The following is a 19,337-nucleotide window of genomic DNA, read 5'->3' as shown; positions in this document are numbered from 1 at the left end:
TCTCTCCGCTCGAACCTGGGGGGCTCATACCAAACCCCGCGAGTCCTGACGACCTGTCAGGGCGCGGCCGGTTCGAGCAGCTTGTTGCCTTCGTCCTCCAGCAACGGGACGTCGTAGTCGCGCAGAACCTTCTCGATATCGGCCCTGCGCTTGCGCAGGATCGTGTTGAGGCTGCGCTTCCAATCGTTCTCCTCCATCCGCACGCCCATGGCGATGCGGAAGGTGAGTGCAGGACGATCAGGCTCCTGCAGCAGCGGCACGACCTTCATGGCGACACCGCTCTGCTTGGCGAGCCAACCCGCGGCCGGCCCCCACAGGATCGCGGCGTCGATTGTCTTCTCAGCGAGATCACCGATGACCTCGGCAGAGACCGTCTGGTACTTGCGCGAAGGATCGAGCTGGTAGGGAGCGTAGGCCTTCATCGAAGCGATCAAGCCGAGCTCACCCATCCGGTTCACGGGTGGCGTCCCCCCGATGACACCGATGGACTTGCCCTTGAGCTTCGGATCGTCGAGCCGGGTCACGTCGTCGAACTCGCCGCTGCGGACGACCAGGGCATAACTGGAGCGGTAGTAGGGATTGGTGTGCTGGACCAGCTCACCGCCGGCAGCCGAGCCGATGATCAGGTCGCACAACCCGGTCCCGAGCGTATTGCGAACGAATCCGGGCCCCTGCGTCAGCCAGTAATAGCGGAGCTTGACCTTGAGCTCGTCGGCGAGGATCGCCGCGATCTTATTCTCAAATCCGTTCTCCTTGCGTTCGGAGAACGGCATGTTGCCCGGGTCGCCGCAGACGCGCAGGACATCCGTGGTGACGAGGTCGGGAAGCGACTGCGCCAACGTGGGACGCGCCCCTGCCGAAATCAGCAGGAGCGCGCAAACCGTCGTGGTGAAGGAGCCAAAGCGTGCCATTAGCCGCCCAGGCACTCCTTCTCGGCCTTCTTGGCCGCTTCCGGCTTGTCTTCCTTGTCGGTCGGACGCACGCGCGGCATGGCACCGGAGGCGCGGGCCTTCAGGTAGACGTAGAGGTCGTCGGCGTAGCACATCACGTTCTTGTTATCGCCGAAGGCGGGCATCACATTGGTGCCGCTCGAGCTGATGTCCTGCTTGCCACCGGCGATGATGCCGACGAACTCCTCATAAGACAGGCGCTTCAGCGAGTCCTTGAGGGCGGGCGCGTAGGTCGAACCCATGGCGTCGGGGCCGTGGCAGACGTGGCACTCGGCATGGTAGCGGCGGTAGCCGGAATAGGCGTACCAGTCGAACTTCTTGCCGTCGTTGGTGATGTGGTAGGTCGGGGCGCCATCCCCGTCGGAATACTTGCCGTCTTCGACCTTCACCGCCTGATACTTGTCGATCAGCTTGGCGTCCTTTTCAGGAGCATTCGGATCGAGCTGGTTCGCAACGGCAGGATCAGCGGCGGGCTTGGCATCCTGGGCCTGAACGGCGCCGGCGGAAGCGAATGCGAAAACGAGGGCGGCCACGAGCGGACGGATGGCGGCTTTGCTTTGATACTGCAACGACGTTTCTCCCAGGAGCAACCGTCGGCCCGTTCGACCGACGTTCGAAGTGTTCTTAATAACGATCTAATCATAAAGGTGCCGGCGCGGAAACCCGCGCCGGCACCCTATTGTCTCAGGCTTCGTGCGACCGATTAGTTCGGCAGCGAGAAGACGGTCAGCTGACCACCGAGGTTGGTGTAGTTCGAGAGGGCAGCGTAACCACCCACCGCGCCGAGACCGGCGTTCGGGTCGGTCAGGCCGGCCGCGAGGCCGATGCCGGCCCAGCCACCGACACCCGACAGGATGCCGACGAACTGCTTGCCCTTGTGCTGGTAGGTCATCACGTTACCGATGATGCCCGACGGGGTCTTGAACTTGTAGAGTTCCTTGCCGGTCTTGGAGTCAACGGCCTTCAGGTAACCCTCGAGGGTACCGTAGAACACGATGTCGCCAGCGGTGGCGAGGGCGCCCGACCACACCGAGAACTGCTCCTGGTTCGACCACTTGATCTTACCAGCGACGCCGTCCCAGGCGATGAAGTTACCCATGCCGCCGTGGCTGTTGGGGGCCGGGTACATGGCCAGCGTCGCGCCGACATAGGGCTGACCCGGGGTGTAGGAGACCCGGAACGGCTCGTAGTCCATGCAGACGTGGTTGGTGGGCACGTAGAACAGGTTGGTCTTCGGCGAGAACGCAGCAGGCTGCTGGTCCTTGGTGCCGAGGGCCGCGGGGCAGATACCCTTCGAGTTGGTATCTTCGCCGTTCTGCTCGGTGGAGTACTTGGCCTGGACCAGGGGGCGACCGTAGGTCTTGGAGCCCTTGTCCATGTCGACCTTGGAAGCCCAGTTCACCACCGGATCGAACTTCTCGGCGACCAGGAGCTCGCCGGTGGCGCGATCGAGGGTGTAGCCGAAGCCGTTACGATCGAAGTGGGTGAGGAGCGGACGATCCTTACCGTCGATCTTCTGATCCGTGAGGATCATCTCGTTGATGCCGTCGTAATCCCACTCGTCGTGCGGGGTCATCTGGTAGACCCACTTGGCCGCACCCGTGTCGGGGTTACGTGCCCAGATGGTCATCGACCACTTGTTGTCGCCCGGACGCTGCTTGGGGTTCCAGGTCGAGGGGTTGCCCGAGCCGTAGTACATCAGGTCGAGCTTGGGATCGTAGGAGAACCAGCCCCAGGTGCAGCCGCCGCCCGTCTTCCACTGATCGCCTTCCCAGGTCTTCAGCGAGGAATCCTTGCCGACCGGCTTGCCGAGAGACGTCGTCTTCTCCGGGTCCATGATCATGTCGGCATCGGGGCCCTGCGAGTAGCCGCGCCACACCTTCTTGCCCGACTTCGAGTCGTAGGCGGTGACGTGGCAGTTCACGCCGAACTCGCCGCCGGAGATGCCGACGATGATCTTGTCCTTGACCGGCAGAACCGTCGCGGTGTTGGTCTCACCCTTCTTCGGGTCGCCGTTGACGACGGACCAGTTCACCTTGCCGGACTTGGCGTCGAGCGAGACGACGGTGGTGTCGGCCTGGTGCAGGATGATCGCGCCGTCGGCATAGGCGAGACCACGGTTGACCGTGTCACAGCACATCACCGGGATGACGCTCGGGTCCTGCTTGGGCTCGTACTTCCAGACGATCACGCCGTCCTTGTCGAGGTCGAGGGCGTAGACGATGTTCGGGAAGGGGGTGTGCACGTACATCATGTTGCCGATGACGAGCGGCGAGCCTTCGTGGCCGCGCAGGACACCGGTCGAGAACGTCCAGGCCACCTGCAACTGCTTCACGTTGCTGGCATTGATCTGGTCGAGCTTCGAATAGCGCGTATTGGCGTAATCGACCGTCTGCAGAACCTGCTGGGCCGGATCGGCCGAGCGCTTCAGGACGTCGTCGTTGGCGAAGGCGGGGGCCGAAGCCACCAGACCAGCGCCGAGTGCGAGAAGATGGACCGCTCTCATGCATTCCTCCGACAAGTCTTTGACACAACTGGAGAGCAGTTCGACCTGCTTCCGTTTGCGCGACCTGTTATTTGCGACAGGGATAGTTCACTTCGATAGAGTCTCCTAAGCGGTTGTTTCCGCGAAACTTTCGCCTCAACCACCACCTGCTCTCCCGGTCGCCGCTACCCCTTTGCGGCGCCCCTCCGAACCGAAGCTTGAATGAACTCTAAGAAAAATCTCGGCGGCGTCAACTCGATTGAGCAAGCTTGAGCATGGTCTGCATCAAGTCCTGGTGAACGAATGTCTTCCCCGGCAGGCATTCCATGCACCTGCACAAGGAAATGCTGCGTTGCAAAATCGCCAAGTTCAAAGACAAAAGCATTTGTAAGACTCAGGTGCTTCTTATGCACTCCATGCATGAGCTCGGCCTGGCATGCCAGATTCTCTCTGTTCCAGCAGAGAACACTGGTGGAAACGACCGCTTCGTCCCACGGAAGGGCAAGTTTCACCACTCGGAATAAGCATTATTTTGCTTGCTTGCAAAATAGATCGAGTACCCCCGGCATGTGCGGAAACATCGATTGGGCGCCATTTGATCGGACGCTGCGTTGTCTCGCCGCATGAGTACGTAGCGCGCCGCGCATGCGCCTTACGTCTTGTGCGCATGTGCATAATGTTGCGTCGGCGATATCTTGCGCCTCATGCAGGACGGTAAACGCTGTTCAAGCGGCGATGACGCCCGGAAAGCGATTCGCCAAATCCTCGCGCATGGCCTCCGACCATGCCCGGTCGCGTCTGTTGCGTGGCCGGTCGAGGGTCACGTCGGCGAGCAGGCTGGCAGGGCGCGCGGAGACGAGCAGGAGCCGGTCGGCGATCTCGATCGCCTCCGCGACGTTATGGGTGACCATGAGCACGCTCATCCCCTCGCGCCCCACCGTCTCCACCACGATCTCCCGCAGGGACGCGGCGGCCCTGTCGTCCAGGGACACGAAGGGCTCGTCGAGCACCAGGATTCGGGGACGTAGGGCCAAAGCGCGGGCGAGGGCCACGCGACGTGCCATGCCCAGGGAGAGCTTTCCCGGATAGCGGCCGCGCCACGGCGTCAGCCCGAGGGATTCGAACAGGCCGTCGAGATCACGCCCCCGCTCCGGGCGGGGCAGGCCGAGGCGGACGTTCTGCTCGACGCTGCGCCAGGGGAGGAGGCGAGGCTCCTGGAAGACCATGGCGATCCCCGCCTCGCGCGGATCGGGAGTCACCGCGCCCTCGTATGCGTCGTCGAGGCCGAGCAGGATGCGCAGGGTGGTGGTCTTGCCCGCCCCGGAGGGGCCGATGAGGCAGGCGATCTCCGAGCGGCGGATGGTGAAGGAGAGGTCGCGCACCGCCTCCACCGGCTCCGGCCCATCGGCGCCGTAGACTTTGCGGAGGATGGAGACGGAGAGAGCGTCCGCCATCTCAGCGCCAGCGCCGGACATACGCTTCGAGGCGCTGGAGGATGAGGATGTCGATGGCGATCATGACACTCATGAAGACGACGCTGTAGCCGATGATGGCCGCCACGTTCAGGCTCTGAACGAAGTAGAAGTTGATGGCGAAACCGACGCCGTTCGGCCGCCCGAGCAGCTCGATCACCAGCACGATCTTCCAGGCCAGCGACAGGCCGGACCGGGCCGCGGCCACGACGAACGGCTGCAGTTGCGGCACCAGGACGTGGGCGATCCAGGTGCGGCGATCGAACCGGTAGGTCTGCGCCATTTCCTCGAGCCCCGGATCGAGGCCCCGCGCGCCCTCCCGCACGATCACCGCCACGTTGGGCAGCTTGTTGAGCACCACGGCCAGTACCGCGGCCCCTTCGTTGAGGCCGACCCAGATATAGGCCAGCACGGTGATGACGAGGGCGGGCGTGTTGAGCAGAATGAGGAGCGGTGTGTCGAGGGCGAGGTTCAAGCCCTTGAAGCGTCCGAGGGCGATCCCAAGGAGCACGCCGAGCCCCATGGCGATCATGAAAGAGACGCCCACCCGCGTTAGGGTGATGCCGACATTGCGCCAGAGGTCGCCGCTGGCCGATTCACTGACGATGAAATCGAGGATCGCGAGCGGTGCGGGCAGGAGCCGCGATCCCGCCAGGCTCGCCGCCGCCTGCCAAGCCGCCAGCAGCAGCAGGACGGAGACGAGCCGGGTCGCCACCCCCATGGCGTTGGAGCCGGGCCGGATCAATGTCCGCCGTACCGATCGGAGAGGCCGCAGCGGCTCAACCGTTTCCGGCCCCGTCGAAATACAGGCCGGGGGGCAGGGTCGTCCCCGCCCCGACGAGGCGCTCGCCGCCGAGCTTGGACAGAACGCCGAACAGGCGCTCACCGTCGCCGCGCTCGGTGGCGATGGGCCGGCGCGGAATGCCGGCGAGGAAGTCCCGCTTCAGGGCCTCGAAGGTCGGCTCGTCATCGGCCGACATCAGCGGTCGCACCACCTCCCAGGCGGACGGGTCGTTGGCGAGCATCTCCTTGGCGGTGCGCGAGGCGCGGGCGAAGCCGGCGATCGCCTCGCCCTTGCCCGAGACCGTGCTCCCTTCGAACAGGTAGCCGATGAGGGCGATGGAGCCGGTGGCGCCGAAGGCGCGCATGATGTCGTCGGAGCCGATGATGCGACGGAACCCCTTGGGCTCGAGCCGTGCGCAATAGGTCCAGTAGAGCAGGGCTGCGTCGAGTTCTCCCTGTTCCAGCTTCAGGGCCAGGAGGGGCGGCGCGCCATAGGCGATCTGCGCCTGAGATTCGAGGTCGATCCCGGCGGCATCCTTGGCCTGAGCCTTGAGCAGCAGCCAGTTCTTGTCGAGGGGCCCTCCGGCGATTCCGAGGCGTTTCCCGACGAGATCCTTGAGGCCTGCGATGGAACTGCCGGGCGGCACCATCAGCGATCCCTCGGTGGTGGAATAGGGGATAAAGCGCATCGCCCTGCCCTCGTTGCCGAGGCGGGCGGCCCAGAGCAGGTCCCCCACGATGGTGTCGACCTGACCGCCGAGAAAGGCGATGCGGGCGGCGTCGTTGCCGGCGAGCTTGACCACGTCGAGGGTGAAGCCGTTGGCCGTGTCGAGGCCGCGCGCCTTGATGATGGCGGCCTCCCAGGACACGGTGCCGAAGGGCAGGCTGCCGACGCGCACGCTCGCCGATGCGGCCGCCACCGCGCCGGCCATGGGCCAGAGCGCCGCCGTCGCGAGCAATCCGCGCCGTGACAGCATGAGCATCGTCTCCCTGGAACCGGATTTTGAAAGCCCGGATTTTGCCGTTCGACGGCCTCATCACTGAGACTGCCCGGCGGTCCTTATATTTAATAGGGTCTCACATCTCCGTCGTCCACCGACGCGCGCCACGGTCGAGTGGCCGCAGGTGACGAGCTCGGACGACCGGGGGCAGAGAATCCGAAAAACCCGAGCTCCGGAAAACTTGCCGGACTACGCTGCTCGGGGCAGGGTCCGGACCCGGAATGCCTCCGGTACCATCACGACATCCAGTCGCTGGATGACATCCACCTCACCCAACAGGAATGCAGGCCATGGCCGGATCACGCGAAGACGTTATCGACGACGCTACCATAGCAGAGCGTTTGAGCGCCGAGCTGCCCGCCTGGACCTACGAGGATGGCTGGATCCGGCGGACCTACAAGACAGCGAGCTGGAAGAGCACGCTGATGGTCATCAACACGGTGGGACACCTCGCCGAGGCCGCCTGGCACCATCCGGATCTCACCGCTTCCTATGCCTGGGTCGAAGTGCGGCTGATGAACCATGCCGCCAAGGGCATCACCGACAAGGATTTTGCCCTGGCGAAGAAGATCGAGGAGGTCGTGGGCTGGCAGCCCGGAACGGAAGGCCAAGGCCTGGAGGGCACGCCCGGCGACGCGCGCTTCGCTTATATCAAGTACGACAAGTAGGGCTCACCGCGCCTCCTTCACTCTCCGGCACTCGGTCTTGAGATAGGCGGTCTTACCGATCTCCTCGTTGAGATCCGTACGGGAGATGATCTCCTGCCAGCCGTTGGTGCAGCCGAGTTCGTTAGAAACGCGGACCTTGCGCACCTCGCTCGCCTTGTCGTCCGAACAGGCCTCGATCGGGATCGCGTTGGCGCAGACGAGCACGACGGCGATGAAGGTGTTCATGACAGGCTCCGGTGCGAGGCGGGGCCGTGCCCCTCGGCCCTCTACGTCGGACGGAGGGCTTCGGTTTCGCGTGAGCCCGCTCTCTCGAAGATGATCGGAGAGTCGAGGCCTGCCCTTCACCCCAGATCGACGAACCTCTCGGCCGAGTAAGTCGCCCCCTCCACCGGGTTGGCGACCCAGCGGGTACGGCCGACGCGCAGGTCGTGGCCGGAGTGGAAATGGCCGGAGACCCAGAGATCGGGCCGGCTCGCCTCGGGGAGATCGTCGAGAGCGGTGGTGGCGTAGAAGGCCGGCACCCACCAGGGCACGCCGGGCGTGGTCCGGAACGCGTCGGCCGCCAGTGGACTGCCCGGATGGTGGGTGACGACCACGGTGGGGCCGGGATGCGGCACGGCGAGGGCGCCGGTCAGCTCGGCCTTCTGGGCCAGATGCGCCGCCATGGCATCGGCGGGCGACCAGACCGTGCCGTCACCCTTGCGGATCGACCCGCGAAACTCTCGCGAACCGGTCACCGGGTCGGTCATCCGCGCGGCGGCGAAGGCGACGGGGTCGGCCGGGTGGTCGGCGACGGTCTCGTCGAGCCAGCGACCGGCCAGCGACCAGTCACTCCAGAGCGTAGTGCCGACGAAGCGGATTCCATAGAGGACGACGCTGGCACCGTGGTTGAGGAGGTGGACCGGACCGCCCTCCCCCGACGTGTTGATCCGCGCCACCTCGGCCTCCAGGGCGGCGATCAGTTCGGGCGCGGTGCGCGGGTCACCCGTCGGCGCATAATGTTCGTGGTTGCCCGGCACGAGCACGATGGGACGGCCCTGCGCGATCTGTCGCAGGGCGGCGAGGCCGAGTTCGGGCCGGCCCTCGTAAAGATCGCCGGGACAGACCAGCACGTCGAACGCTTCTGCCGGCCGCGCGATCGTCTCCGGACGCCGGCGCTCGAGATGCAGGTCGGAGATCGGGAACAGGCGCATCTTTCAGAACCTCATCATCTTGGCGATGCCGGGCATCGGCGCGGCCGGGCGGCGGGGCACGCTCTCACGCGACGGGATGCGCCGCGCGCCATTCGGCACGGGCGGCCTTGAGGATGTCCACGGCCGAATCCGCGTTGAGCACGGCGATGCCGGCCGCCGCCACGAGATCGGGCCAGGGCGAGAGGGTGAGCGCCGTGACGAGGCCTGCGCCGATGATGGCGAGATTGGCAAAGGCATCGTTGCGGGCCGAGAGATAGGCTGCCCGGGTCAGGCTTCCCCCGCCCTCGCGGTGACGCGCCAGCATCATGGCGCAGACGAGGTTCACGCCGAGGGCGCCGAGGCCGGCGAGGGTGAGCGGCAGCGGCGCGGGGGGCGCCATGTCGGAGACCTTCTCCCAGGCGGCATAGGCGGTGGCGAGTGCTGGCAGCAGCAGGATGCCGGCCAGCGCCATGCCGAGCCGCGCCCGGTTTCGCAGGCTCCAGCCGATCCCGGCGAAGATCAGCAGGTTGAGCGCCGCATCCTCCAGGAAATCCAGGCTGTCGGCGATGAGCGCGAGGGAGCCGATCGCCAAAGCCACGGCGATCTCGATGCTGAAATAGGCGAGGTTCAGTCCCGCCACCCGCAGGACGACCGGGCGCAGGGTGGCGTGACCTGCCGGGGTGGATGCGTCGGTCATCGGCTCTCAGGATCGGCTCTCGAAAAAGTCTTTGCCTCTTGGACCGACGACGACAGGCCTGTCGAGCCGCGATTTTCGGCGTGCTTGCGCTGGATTTGCAGCAGCGCTTGTGCGACGCGACACGTCGGATGCGGGGCCAAGTCCCGTGAGTACGACGTGAGACGGGGGGAGACCGACCGATGATGCCAGAGCTGCGCGTCCTGTATTTCGAGGATCTCGAGGTCGGATTGTCCGAAACCTTGAACAAGGTCATCGCCTCCTCCGACGTGGTGGGCTTCGCCGAGATCACCGGCGATCGCAACCCGATCCACCTGTCCGAGCACTTCGCGGCCCGCACGCCTTTCGGCACCCGCATCGCCCACGGCCTGTATACGGCCGGGCTGATCTCGGCCGTGCTCGGCACCCGCCTGCCCGGCCCCGGCGCCATCTACATCAGCCAGACCCTGAACTTTCGCGCGCCGGTCCGCATCGGCGACACCGTCCAGGTGACGGTGGAAGTGGCTGAGCTCGTCCCCGAGCGCCGCCGCGCCCGGCTCAAATGCACCTGCTCGGTGGCGGGTGAAGTCGTCCTCGACGGAGAGGCCCTGGTGAAGGTCCCGACCAAGGAGGAGGCCGACCCGCTCGCCATCCGCATGGGCGGCCGCCCCGCGAACGCGTAGCGCGCATACCCCTCTTTCCGCATGCGGGAAGAGGGGCAGCTCCGGCCATGCGCATCATCTGCCAGGGCATAGGATGCGGCCAGCGGTGACACCCATCCCCATCGACGACCCCTCCGACCCCCGCATCGCGGCCTATGCCGCCATGCGGGAGCGCGACCTGATCGGCCGCGAGGGCCGCTTTATCGTGGAGGGGGAGGTGACCCTGCGGGTCCTGCTCTCGGGTGCCGCGCGTTTCCCGGCCGAATCACTGCTCCTCAGCCACGAGCGCCTGGCGCCCCTCTCCGATGCGCTCGCCGCCCTGCCCGCTTCGGTGCCGGTCTATACGGCCTCGAAGGCGGTGATGAGCGCCATCGCCGGCTTCCCGATCCACCGGGGCGTGATGGCGGTGGCCTCGTGCGGAGCGCCCCCACCTCTCGTCCTGCCACCGTCCCCGGCGCCCGTCACGATGGTCGGGCTCGTCGGCTTGACCAACCATGACAATGTCGGCGGCCTGTTCCGCAACGCCGCCGCGTTTGGAGCCACCGGCATCCTTCTCGATTCCGCCACCTGCGACCCGCTCTATCGCAAGGCGATCCGGGTTTCGGCGGGCGCGGCGCTGATCGTGCCGTTCGCGCGGCTGGAGGCAGAGGCCATGCTGCACTTCGCGCAGGCCAACGACCTCGTCCCCCTGGCATTCAGCCCGCGCGGGGAGGCGGTGCTCGCGGACCTGCCGCCCTCACCGCGCACGCTTCTGCTCCTCGGCACCGAGGGGCCGGGGCTGTCGCACGGCCTGATGGCGCGCGCCCGAACAGTGCGCATTCCCATGGCACCGGGATTCGACTCGCTGAACGTGGCGACAGCGGGGGCATTGGCGCTCCACCATCTGGCGATGCAGGCACGCGACAATCCGCACCCATTGTCCCGCTGGTGATGCCGGTCGAGATTAGGCGGCAAGCTAGGCCGGTGCGTCGGGGATTCCGGACGCCGCGACCTTGAGCTTGGAATGAATCTCGATACCCCTTACGGGAGGAACGATCCGCCGTAGGGGGCCTGTCGCCGAAGGAGTTCAACGCGTTGCTTCAGTCTCGGGATGGCATGCGGACCTTGTCCGGACGCCGCGTCATCATCGTCGGCGCCGGCCCCGGGGGATTGGCGACGGCGCTGCTCCTCGCACGAGCGGGCATCCACGTCACGGTGGTCGAGAAGGACCCTGCCGTCGGCGGCCGGACCAAGACGGTGGAGGCGCCCGGCGGCTACCGCTTCGATATCGGCCCGACCTTCTTCCTCTATCCACAGATCCTCGCCGACATCTTCGAGACATGCGGCGAGCGTCTCGAGGATCACGTCAAGCTGGAGCGGCTCGATCCGCAATATCACCTCGTGTTCGAGGGTAAGGATGCGGAGGGCAGGAACGGGGTCTCGGGCGAGATCCGTGCCACCGGTGACATGGAGCGCCTCGAGGCGGAGATCGCCCGCATCGCCCCGGACGACGCCAAGAACGTCCGCAAGTTCTTCGCCGACAACCGGGTGAAGCTGAAATTCTTCAAGCCCGTGCTGGAACAGGCCTTCCACACCCTGCGCGCCATGGCCTCGCCGGCCATGATCGCCGCTCTCCCCCACCTCCATCCCGGCCGCAGCGTCGACAAGGACCTGCAGCGCTACTTCAAGGACCCGCGGGTCCGCCTCGCCTTCGCGTTCCAGACCAAATATCTCGGGATGTCGCCGTTCCGTTGCCCGAGCCTGTTCACGATCCTGTCGTTCCTCGAATACGAACACGGGGTCTACCATCCCGTCGGCGGCTGCGGCGCGGTGTCGGAGGCGATGGCCGGGCTCGCCCGCCGCATGGGCGTGGACATCCGCCTCGACACTTCGGTCGACCGGGTGATCTTCGATGGCAAGAAGGCCACCGGGGTGGTCTGCGGGACAGAGACCCTGAAGGCCGACGCGGTGGTCATCAACGGCGATTTCGCCAAGGTCATCAAGGATTTGGTGCCGCAGACGCATCGCCCACGCTGGCGCGACGCCAAGATCGGCAAGGCCCGCCTCTCCTGCTCGACCTTCATGATGTATCTCGGGATCGAGGGGAAAGTGCCGGCGGCGCTGGGCCACCACACGATCTTCCTGTCGGAGGAATACGCCCGCAACATCCGGGAAATCACCGAGGGCACCCTGCCGATGCAGCCCTCCCTCTATGTCCAGCACGCGGGCTACACCGATGGCGGCATGGCGCCGGCCGGCCATACCAGCCTCTACGTCCTCGTGCCGGTGCCGAACCTGAAGTCGGGGATCGACTGGCCCTCCACCCGTGAGAGCTACCGCCGTCTCGTCCTCGACCGGCTGAAGCTGCTCGGCCTCGACGATATCGAGGATCGCATCCGCTACGAGCGTATCGTCGACCCGTCGCAATGGCGCGACGATTTCTTCGTGTATGAGGGCGCCACCTTCAACCTCGCCCACGACCTGATGCAGATGTTGTATTTCCGCCCTCACAACCGCTTCGGGCCAGGGCTCTACCTCGTGGGCGGCGGCACTCATCCGGGTTCGGGCCTGCCGGTGATCTACGAGGGCGCGCGCATCACCGCCCGTCTCCTCATCGAGGAGCTCTCAGCCGGGCGCGTCGGCGCGGAGGCCGCCGGCATCCCCACCACCCAGCCGCTCGCCACGTCGGGCGAAGCTTCGTGAGGCGTTTCTTCGCGACCGCTTTGGCGCTGGCCTTCGTCATGCCTCTCGATCCCGCGCGGGCAGCCACCGTCGAGGTCGTGGTGGAGGGAATCGAGCCGGGGGCGGGTGCGGTCTACGTCGCTCTGTGCCAGGGCGGCCTGTCGGAGACCGAGTGTCGCAATGGGCAGGACGTTCCCGCCGACGGCAGGAGCCAGCGGGTGATCCTCACGGGGATCGAACCCGGCGCCTACGCGGTGGCGGCCTATCAGGATCTCAACGGCAATCGTCGCCTCGACCGGACGGGCCTTGGCCTTCCCCTCGAACCCTATGGCTTTTCCGGCGAGGCGGCGCGCGCGCGACCGGATTTCGCCCGTGCGCGCGTCGTCGTGCGCGAACCGGGTCTCGCCCTGCGGGTGCGCCTCGTCCGCGCCCTGCCACCCCGCTGAACCCGCCCAGGATGAGTCCGGGACAGGAGCCCCTGGTCGTGGTCCGGGGCGCCGTCCTCGCCTATCGCGGGCATCGGGTCCTGCGGGGCGTCGATTGCCGGATCGAGGCGGGCGAGACCCTCGCCCTGCTCGGCCCGAACGGCGCCGGCAAGAGCTCGCTCATGCGCATCGTGGCCGGACGATTACCGCCGGAGAGCGGCACCGTGCGGATCGCTGGTGCCGATCCGTTCCGTGAGCGCGAGGCACGGCGCGCCATCGGTTGGGTGCCACAGGAGATCGCCCTCTATCCGCGCCTCACCGTGGCGGAGAACCTCTCCGTCTTCGCGCAGCTCTCCGGGATCGGCCGGCGCGAGCGCAAGGCGGCGGTCCAGGCCGCCATCGATCTGGCCGATCTCGGCGAGGTGGCGCGGCGTCCGGTGGGCCACCTGTCCGGCGGCTACCAGCGCCGGGCCAATATCGCCGCGAGCCTGATGGCGCGGCCGCGCCTCGTCCTCCTCGACGAGCCGACCCAGGGAGTGGACCTGCACGCGCGCGCCGCGATCCATGCGGTGCTCGCGCGCCTGCGAGAACAGGGCGCCGCGATCCTCATCGCCACCCATGATTTCGCCGAGGCCGAACGCCTCGCCGACCGGGTCGCCATCCTGGCGGACGGGCGGCTCATCCATGAAGGCCGGCTCGCCCTCCTCCTCGAACGCATCCGCGCGGAAGTGCCCGAGCACGAGGTGGCGCTCACCAATCCCGCCGGCCCGGACGCCGTGGCCGCCCTGCGCCGGGCGGGATTCACCCCTATCGATACCGGACTGACCTGGAGGGCGAGCCACAGGGCCGGGCTCGACGGGACCGCGCTCCTCGGCAGCCTGCGGGCGGAAGGCGTGCCGGTGGGGGAAATCCGCATCCGCGCACCGGGCCTGGACGCGATCTATCGCGAGGCCCTCGACCGGGCCGGGCCGGGCCGGGCCATGCCCCTCCACACGGGACACGAGGCATGATCACCGCCGCCTTCCGGGTGATGCTGATCAGCCTTCGGCGCGACCGCGCCGCCCTGGTCATGGCCTTCGTCCTGCCGACCGTGATCTTCATGATCTTCGCTGCGATCTTCTCGGGCGCCATCGGCGACCGGATCCGCATCCATCTCGGTCTCGTCGACCTCGCCCGCACGGCAACCACCGAGCGGCTGATGACGGCCCTGGAGGCCGACACCTCCCTGCGCATCGAGCGTCTGAAGGCCACCGATCTCGCCGGGGCGACGAGCGCGGTCCGGCGCGGGGAGGTGGACGCCGCCCTGGTCCTTCGGGGCGACCTCGACGCACCCGTGGCCGGAGCCCCGCCCGAGGCCGCCCAGCCGGTGATCCTCATCGAGAACCCCGCCCGGGCCCTAGCCACGCCGATCGCGCTCGGCCAGTTGCAGCGCATCCTCAACGAGGCCCTGCCCGACGTGGTCCTCGCCCGGATCGTCGCCGACGTGGAACGGTCGGGCAAGATCGGGCCGGACGAACGCGCCTTCCTCAACTCGGCCTTCGCCGAGCAGCGCGCCCGCAAGGAGCCGTTCTCCTTCGCCTCCCTGGTGGAACGCCAGAGCACCGCCTCGGGCAGCACCAACGAGCGGGTGAGCTATTATGCCGGCGCCATCACCGCCGTATTCCTGCTGTTCGCGGCCATGCAGGGAGCGATGTCCCTGGTGGAGGAGCGGCAATCGGGCCTCGCCGACAGGCTCATGGCCGGGCCCGGAGGGCTCGCCGTGGTGGTGGTGGGGAAGTTCCTGTTCCTGGTGATCCAGGGCGTGGTCCAGGCCGGGCTGATCTTCGCCGCCGCCGCCCTGGTCTACAGGGTCGAGATCGGCCCGCACTGGCCGGCCTGGATCGTCACCTCGTTCCTCGTCTCGGCCATGGCGGCGGGGTTGGCGCTCGCCGCCTGCGCGGCGGCCAATACCCGCCAGCAGGCGCATCTCGCGTCCACCTTCGGCGTTCTACTGCTCTCGGCGGTGGGCGGCAGCATGGTCCCACGCTTCCTGATGCCGCCCTGGCTGCAGCAGGTCGGCTGGCTCACCCCCAACGCCTGGGCGATCGAAGCCTATCAGACGGCGCTCGGCGAAGGCATGGCCGCGGCCATGCCGGCCTGGGGGGTGATGATCACCGTGGCGGCCTTGGGCCTGGTGGCCGCCGTGGGGTTGGTGGCGCGTCGGGTGGTGTGAGCCTGCGGGCGTCACCTCGAACCTGAAACTGGCCGGCCCGAACTTCCAATCCCCGCTCTCGGCCTTGTAATGGGCAATAACTCCGGCGGCGCGACCGGTTAGCGCGTTGACCGCGCGGCGATCCGGTCTAGCTTCACCCGTGAGGCGCGGCATCGGCCGGGCCCAGGGAGTGACGATGAACATGCGGGTCGGGTCTTCGGTCGCCGTGGTCGGCGCAGGGTTGGGCGGCCTCGCGGCGGCCTGCGTCAGCGCTGCGCGCGGCCACACGGTCACTCTCTACGACAAGAACGATTGGCTCGGCGGCAAAGCGGCGGTGCTGCACGAAGGCGGATTCCGCTTCGACATGGGCCCGACCATCCTCACGGTGCCGAAGGTGCTTGAGCGCATCTTCCAGGAAGCCGGCCGCAACATCCACGACTATCTCGATCTGCGCCGCCTCGATCCGCAATGGCGCTGCTTCTTCGACGATAACACCCATCTCGACCTCATGGCCGACGTGCCCACCATGGCGGCCGACATGGAGCGTTTCGCGCCCAATACCGGCGCCGGCGAGGGCTACAAGAAGTTCCTCGAAATCTCCGAGCACCTGCACGACGTCTCGAACAAGTTCTTCTTCTGGAAGCCGGTCGAAGACTTGTTCGACACGATCAACATCCGCGCCAACATGAATCCCGGCACCCTGCGGGACGTGCTCTCCCTCCGCATGGGCTCGTCGGTTGCCGGCACCATCCGCTCGAAGGTCAAGGATGCGCGCCTCGCGCAGATGCTCGACCATTTCGTGCAATATGTCGGCTCGTCCCCCTACGGCGCGCCGGCCGTGCTCTGCGCCATCGCCCACATGCAGACCGCCGAGGGCGTCTGGTACCCGATGGGCGGCACCCGCGCGGTGGCCGAGGCGCTGACGAAGCTCGCCTCCGAACTCGGCGCGACCCTGCGGCCTGGCGACGAGGTCACCGGGCTCGCCATCGAGAAGGGCACGGTGAAGGGCGTGAAGACCGCCGCCGGCATCACCCCGTTCGACGCGGTGATCTCCAACATGGATTCGGTGCGGACCTACCGCGAGCTCGTCGGCGGCGATGTCGGCAAGGCCTACGAGAAGAAGAGCTTCGAGCCGGCCTGTTCCGGCGTGGTGCTCTATCTCGGCCTGAACAAGCGCTACGACCACCTGAACCACCACGATTTCGTCTTCTCCCGCGATCCGGAGGAGGAGTTCGACTACATCTACCGCAAGGGCGAGCCGGCTCCGGACCCGACCGCCTATCTCGCCGCCCCCTCCTCCACCGACCCGTCGGTGGCCCCCGAAGGCGGCGAGGCGCTCTACGTCCTCGTCCACACGCCCTACCTGAGGCCGCACCACGACTGGTCCAAGATGTTCCCGGCCTACCGCCAGGTCATCCTCGACAAGCTCAAGCGCACCGGCCACATGCCGGATCTCGAAGAGCGCATCGTCGTCGAGCGCCATCTGACGCCGCAGGACATCCACGAGCGCTACAAGGTGCTCAACGGGGCGATCTACGGCCTCGCTTCGCACGGCAAGTTCATGGGCGCGTTCAAGCCGGGCAACCGCTCGCGGCAGGTGCGCGGCCTGTATCTCGCCGGTGGCGCGGCCCATCCCGGCCCCGGCATGCCCATGGTGATGATGTCGGGTTGGATCGCCGCCGACGCGCTCGATTCCGACGCTCGGCAGGGTGGGGCGGCCGGTAGCGAGGTACGGCAGAGCGCGTGAGGCCAGCGGCGTCCCCGGCCCGACCGGCTCCCCGTCATTCGCCGCTGATCTGGCGGTTCATGGTCGGGTATTTCGACCGCTTCCTGCGCCGGCACATGAACGCGCTCCGGCTCGCCCGCTGGGGCGCGCCGGATTGTGCCGATCATGCCGGCCCCATCGTCGTCGTCCTCAACCATCCGTCCTGGTGGGACGCGGCCGTGGTGATCCTCCTGGCCGGCCGCCTGTTTCCGGAACGGACGAGCCACGCCCCGTTCGATGCGGCGGCGCTGGAGAAATACGCGGTCTTCGGGCGAATCGGCGCGTTTCCGGTGGATCTCGAATCGCTGCGCGGGGCGGCGCAATTCCTTGCCCATTCCCGCGCGATCCTCGGCGCGCCCGGACAGATGCTCTGGATCACGGCGCAGGGACGCTTCGTCGATGTCCGCGCCCGCCCGCTCGACCTGCGCGCGGGAGTCGCGAGACTCCCCGAGATCGCCCCGGACGCGCTGTTCGTGCCCCTGGCCCTGGACTACGCCTTCTGGGAAGAACGAGGCGCCGAAGCCTTCGCGGCCTTCGGCACGCCGGTGCGGGGTGCCGATCTCCTCGCGCTGCCCCGGCCGGAGCGGCTGGCCCGGATGGAGGCCGACCTGACCGCCACCCTCGACCGGCTCTCCGCGGACGTCGTCGCCCGCGAGCCCGACCGCTTCACGACCCTGACCTCCGGCGGCAAGGGTATCGGCGGAATCTATGACGGCTGGCGCCGGATGCGGGCTATCCTCACCGGTCGCCGCTTCGACCCCGCCCATCGCCCCGAGGGAGACAGAGCCCCGTGACCCTCGTCCTGGCGCTCGTCGCCCTCGCCTTCGCCCTCCTCCCCGCCATCCTGGCCTGCGCGAACCTCATCGCCTTGCGCACGCCGGAGCCGGAAGCGGCGCAGGACGGGCTGGTCTCGATCCTGATCCCCGCTCGCGACGAGGAAGGCACCATCGTCGACACGGTGCGGGCCGCGCTGGCGAGCACCGGCATCGCCGTGGAGGTGCTGGTGGGGGACGACCATTCCACCGATGGCACGGCGGGCCTCGTCCGCGCCCTGGCGCAGACCGATCCCCGGCTCCGGCTGGTCCCCGTGCCCGCCCTGCCCGAGGGCTGGACGGGGAAGAACCACGCCTGCGCTGCCCTCGCGGCCGAGGCGAGGGGCGGGCAGCTCCTCTTCATCGACGCGGACGTCTCCCTCGCGCCCAGTGCCGCGGCAGGGCTCGTCGCCCATGCCCGCGCCACCGGGGCCGCCCTGGTGAGCGCCGTGCCGCGTCAGATCATGCGCAGCCTGGGCGAGCGGCTCACCGTGCCGATGATCAATTTCCTCCTCGTCGGCTACCTCCCCGTGCCGATGATGCGCGCCTCGCTCCGTCCGGCTCTCGGCGCCGCCTGCGGCCAGCTCGTCCTCATAGACCGCTCCGTCTACGGTGAGACCGGCGGCCACGGCGCCATCCGCGGACTCCTGCATGACGGCGTGTTCCTGCCCCGGATCCTGCGCCATGCCGGGCATCGGACCGACCTCGTGGCCGGGCACGCGCTCGCCACCTGCCGGATGTACCGGAACCTCGCCGAATCCTGGGCCGGCTTCTCGAAGAACGCCCATGAGGGTATGGCCACGCCCCGTGCCCTCCCCGTCTGGACGCTGCTCCTGCTCGCGGGTCATGTTCTGCCGCTGCTGCTCGTTCTCGCCGCCGCCTTCGGCCTCGCGACTCCGACGGCCGGGCTCGTCGCGCTCGCTGCCCTCGTCGTCTCGCTCGCCACCCGCGCGGCGATCACCCTCATCACCCACGAGCCGGCCGCGACCATCCTCCTCCACCCGCTCGGTGTGGTGGTGGCCCTGGCGATCCAGTGGAACGTGCTGCTGGACCCCAAGCGCGCCGGAGCGGCGGTGTGGAAGGGCCGAAGCTATCCGGTGAAGGGGACGAAGAGGCCCCATTCCCAGCCGTAGGCGAGGCCGGGTTTTCAAGCGGTACCGTCGCCTGCCGGCTGTTCCCCGGCTGGCCGGCCGCGCACAGGATTTCTATCCCGGCGACCAAAGGATCGGCCCGGCATCACGACGACGCGTCGGCTGAACCGGAGACCACCGGAGCGTGGAACGAAGTATACCAAGTGTTTGTTTTTTTTGACGCAAATATCAAAAAACTCTTGGTTTTATAATTTATGCAGATCGAATACTCGGATCTACGCGGCACGACATTGTCTACCCCGACAGGGATCCGATCATAGCCTGCCCGTGCCGGTCAAACAGCTCGGAATGCGATGGCTTCGATCTTCTGCCTTCCCGTCATCGTCGCGGCCAAGCCGGTGAAGTTATTTTTCCCGACTGTGGTGGATGAAAAATCCTGCTCATCCGTGAGGCATTTTGGAGCAAAATTTCGCGAATTCTGGATGAATCCTCTTCGGCTTATGCATTATGGTGCTTGCAAGCCAAT

General features: G+C 67.2%; 19 protein-coding genes. 10 read left to right on the top strand and 9 right to left on the bottom strand.

Features of this window, described 5'->3' with window-relative positions; all coding sequences use genetic code 11:
• Positions 1-56: 56 nt before the first annotated feature.
• The 6 genes from xoxJ to ACYQR9_RS17110 form a co-directional block, all read right to left on the bottom strand.
• Positions 57-911 carry a rare earth element methanol dehydrogenase accessory protein XoxJ gene (xoxJ, locus tag ACYQR9_RS17135; RefSeq protein ID WP_461227502.1) on the bottom strand — a complete coding sequence of 285 codons (855 nt, stop codon included), beginning with the start codon at positions 909-911 and terminating at the stop codon, positions 57-59.
• Positions 911-1,519 (bottom strand): c-type cytochrome, methanol metabolism-related, encoded by a 609-nt coding sequence (locus ACYQR9_RS17130; RefSeq protein ID WP_056424425.1) that lies wholly within the window; start codon positions 1,517-1,519, stop codon positions 911-913. The genes xoxJ and ACYQR9_RS17130 overlap by 1 nt, the downstream gene beginning before the upstream one ends.
• A gap of 134 nt (positions 1,520-1,653) precedes the next feature.
• Entirely contained in the window at positions 1,654-3,456 is a 1,803-nt protein-coding gene (gene xoxF1 / locus ACYQR9_RS17125) for a lanthanide-dependent methanol dehydrogenase XoxF1 (RefSeq protein ID WP_419952660.1), read from the bottom strand.
• Positions 3,457-4,160: 704 nt separating this feature from the next.
• Positions 4,161-4,910, bottom strand: coding sequence for an ABC transporter ATP-binding protein (locus ACYQR9_RS17120; protein ID WP_461223420.1), 750 nt, complete (start codon positions 4,908-4,910; stop codon positions 4,161-4,163).
• On the bottom strand, positions 4,891-5,628 hold the full coding sequence (locus ACYQR9_RS17115; protein ID WP_461229828.1) for an ABC transporter permease: 738 nt from the start codon (positions 5,626-5,628) through the stop codon (positions 4,891-4,893). The genes ACYQR9_RS17120 and ACYQR9_RS17115 overlap by 20 nt, the downstream gene beginning before the upstream one ends.
• 58 nt (positions 5,629-5,686) lie before the next feature.
• On the bottom strand, positions 5,687-6,667 hold the full coding sequence (locus ACYQR9_RS17110) for an ABC transporter substrate-binding protein (protein ID WP_311274602.1): 981 nt from the start codon (positions 6,665-6,667) through the stop codon (positions 5,687-5,689).
• Between the two features lie 314 nt (positions 6,668-6,981).
• On the opposite strand from ACYQR9_RS17110, the gene ACYQR9_RS17105 reads away from it, so the two are divergent.
• Positions 6,982-7,359: a 4a-hydroxytetrahydrobiopterin dehydratase gene (locus ACYQR9_RS17105; RefSeq protein ID WP_207411184.1), complete on the top strand. Its 378-nt coding sequence runs from the start codon at positions 6,982-6,984 to the stop codon at positions 7,357-7,359.
• A 3-nt stretch (positions 7,360-7,362) separates the two neighbouring features.
• Here ACYQR9_RS17105 and ACYQR9_RS17100 read toward each other — a convergent pair whose 3' ends face one another.
• The 3 genes from ACYQR9_RS17100 to ACYQR9_RS17090 all read right to left on the bottom strand — a co-directional run bounded on the left by ACYQR9_RS17100 (position 7,363) and on the right by ACYQR9_RS17090 (position 9,228).
• Positions 7,363-7,584, bottom strand: a complete 222-nt coding sequence (locus tag ACYQR9_RS17100) for a hypothetical protein (protein ID WP_056425532.1) — start codon at positions 7,582-7,584, stop codon at positions 7,363-7,365.
• 116 nt (positions 7,585-7,700) lie between these two features.
• Positions 7,701-8,552: a metallophosphoesterase gene (locus ACYQR9_RS17095; protein WP_461227501.1), complete on the bottom strand. Its 852-nt coding sequence runs from the start codon at positions 8,550-8,552 to the stop codon at positions 7,701-7,703.
• A gap of 64 nt (positions 8,553-8,616) precedes the next feature.
• The gene (locus ACYQR9_RS17090; RefSeq protein WP_461223423.1) at positions 8,617-9,228 is read right to left on the bottom strand and encodes a cation transporter; all 612 of its coding nucleotides are present in this window, start codon (positions 9,226-9,228) and stop codon (positions 8,617-8,619) included.
• A gap of 179 nt (positions 9,229-9,407) precedes the next feature.
• Here ACYQR9_RS17090 and croR point away from each other — a divergent pair, with 179 nt between their 5' ends.
• The 9 genes from croR to ACYQR9_RS17045 all read left to right on the top strand — a co-directional run bounded on the left by croR (position 9,408) and on the right by ACYQR9_RS17045 (position 18,853).
• Positions 9,408-9,887, top strand: coding sequence for a 3-hydroxybutyryl-CoA dehydratase (gene croR / locus ACYQR9_RS17085; protein ID WP_056425543.1), 480 nt, complete (start codon positions 9,408-9,410; stop codon positions 9,885-9,887).
• 73 nt (positions 9,888-9,960) lie between these two features.
• Entirely contained in the window at positions 9,961-10,797 is an 837-nt protein-coding gene (locus tag ACYQR9_RS17080; RefSeq protein ID WP_461227500.1) for a TrmH family RNA methyltransferase, read from the top strand.
• A gap of 143 nt (positions 10,798-10,940) precedes the next feature.
• The gene (crtI, locus tag ACYQR9_RS17075; protein WP_056425549.1) at positions 10,941-12,548 is read left to right on the top strand and encodes a phytoene desaturase family protein; all 1,608 of its coding nucleotides are present in this window, start codon (positions 10,941-10,943) and stop codon (positions 12,546-12,548) included.
• A 38-nt stretch (positions 12,549-12,586) separates the two neighbouring features.
• A complete protein-coding gene (locus tag ACYQR9_RS17070; protein WP_461225380.1) occupies positions 12,587-12,973 on the top strand; it encodes a DUF2141 domain-containing protein in 387 nt (128 codons plus the stop codon).
• A gap of 11 nt (positions 12,974-12,984) precedes the next feature.
• Entirely contained in the window at positions 12,985-13,962 is a 978-nt protein-coding gene (locus ACYQR9_RS17065) for an ABC transporter ATP-binding protein (protein WP_461227499.1), read from the top strand.
• Positions 13,959-15,164 carry an ABC transporter permease gene (locus ACYQR9_RS17060; protein ID WP_461227498.1) on the top strand — a complete coding sequence of 402 codons (1,206 nt, stop codon included), beginning with the start codon at positions 13,959-13,961 and terminating at the stop codon, positions 15,162-15,164. The genes ACYQR9_RS17065 and ACYQR9_RS17060 overlap by 4 nt, the downstream gene beginning before the upstream one ends.
• Positions 15,165-15,345: 181 nt before the next feature.
• Positions 15,346-16,890 carry a phytoene desaturase family protein gene (locus ACYQR9_RS17055; RefSeq protein WP_461227497.1) on the top strand — a complete coding sequence of 515 codons (1,545 nt, stop codon included), beginning with the start codon at positions 15,346-15,348 and terminating at the stop codon, positions 16,888-16,890.
• A gap of 59 nt (positions 16,891-16,949) precedes the next feature.
• Positions 16,950-17,702 (top strand): lysophospholipid acyltransferase family protein, encoded by a 753-nt coding sequence (locus ACYQR9_RS17050; RefSeq protein WP_461229827.1) that lies wholly within the window; start codon positions 16,950-16,952, stop codon positions 17,700-17,702.
• The gene (locus ACYQR9_RS17045) at positions 17,699-18,853 is read left to right on the top strand and encodes a glycosyltransferase family 2 protein (RefSeq protein WP_461227496.1); all 1,155 of its coding nucleotides are present in this window, start codon (positions 17,699-17,701) and stop codon (positions 18,851-18,853) included. Before ACYQR9_RS17050 ends, ACYQR9_RS17045 begins: the two co-directional genes overlap by 4 nt.
• The last annotated feature ends 484 nt before the right edge of the window (positions 18,854-19,337 follow it).

It is taken from the genome of Methylobacterium sp. CM6241 (assembly GCF_054817845.1).
Note: the sequence above shows the minus strand (reverse complement) of the source record. Positions and strands in the feature narration are given on the sequence as shown.

Coding starts and splice junctions, on each gene's coding strand:
- ACYQR9_RS17070 (WP_461225380.1), top strand. CDS start 12,587: ATGCCTCTCGATCCCGCGCGGGCAGCCACCGTCGAGGTCGTGGTGGAG.
- ACYQR9_RS17065 (WP_461227499.1), top strand. CDS start 12,985: ATGAGTCCGGGACAGGAGCCCCTGGTCGTGGTCCGGGGCGCCGTCCTC.
- ACYQR9_RS17055 (WP_461227497.1), top strand. CDS start 15,346: ATGCGGGTCGGGTCTTCGGTCGCCGTGGTCGGCGCAGGGTTGGGCGGC.
- xoxJ (WP_461227502.1), bottom strand. CDS start 911: ATGGCACGCTTTGGCTCCTTCACCACGACGGTTTGCGCGCTCCTGCTG.
- xoxF1 (WP_419952660.1), bottom strand. CDS start 3,456: ATGAGAGCGGTCCATCTTCTCGCACTCGGCGCTGGTCTGGTGGCTTCG.
- ACYQR9_RS17080 (WP_461227500.1), top strand. CDS start 9,961: ATGCGGCCAGCGGTGACACCCATCCCCATCGACGACCCCTCCGACCCC.
- croR (WP_056425543.1), top strand. CDS start 9,408: ATGATGCCAGAGCTGCGCGTCCTGTATTTCGAGGATCTCGAGGTCGGA.
- ACYQR9_RS17090 (WP_461223423.1), bottom strand. CDS start 9,228: ATGACCGACGCATCCACCCCGGCAGGTCACGCCACCCTGCGCCCGGTC.
- ACYQR9_RS17115 (WP_461229828.1), bottom strand. CDS start 5,628: ATGGGGGTGGCGACCCGGCTCGTCTCCGTCCTGCTGCTGCTGGCGGCT.
- ACYQR9_RS17120 (WP_461223420.1), bottom strand. CDS start 4,910: ATGTCCGGCGCTGGCGCTGAGATGGCGGACGCTCTCTCCGTCTCCATC.
- ACYQR9_RS17060 (WP_461227498.1), top strand. CDS start 13,959: ATGATCACCGCCGCCTTCCGGGTGATGCTGATCAGCCTTCGGCGCGAC.
- ACYQR9_RS17100 (WP_056425532.1), bottom strand. CDS start 7,584: ATGAACACCTTCATCGCCGTCGTGCTCGTCTGCGCCAACGCGATCCCG.
- ACYQR9_RS17050 (WP_461229827.1), top strand. CDS start 16,950: ATGGTCGGGTATTTCGACCGCTTCCTGCGCCGGCACATGAACGCGCTC.
- ACYQR9_RS17105 (WP_207411184.1), top strand. CDS start 6,982: ATGGCCGGATCACGCGAAGACGTTATCGACGACGCTACCATAGCAGAG.
- ACYQR9_RS17095 (WP_461227501.1), bottom strand. CDS start 8,552: ATGCGCCTGTTCCCGATCTCCGACCTGCATCTCGAGCGCCGGCGTCCG.
- ACYQR9_RS17110 (WP_311274602.1), bottom strand. CDS start 6,667: ATGCTGTCACGGCGCGGATTGCTCGCGACGGCGGCGCTCTGGCCCATG.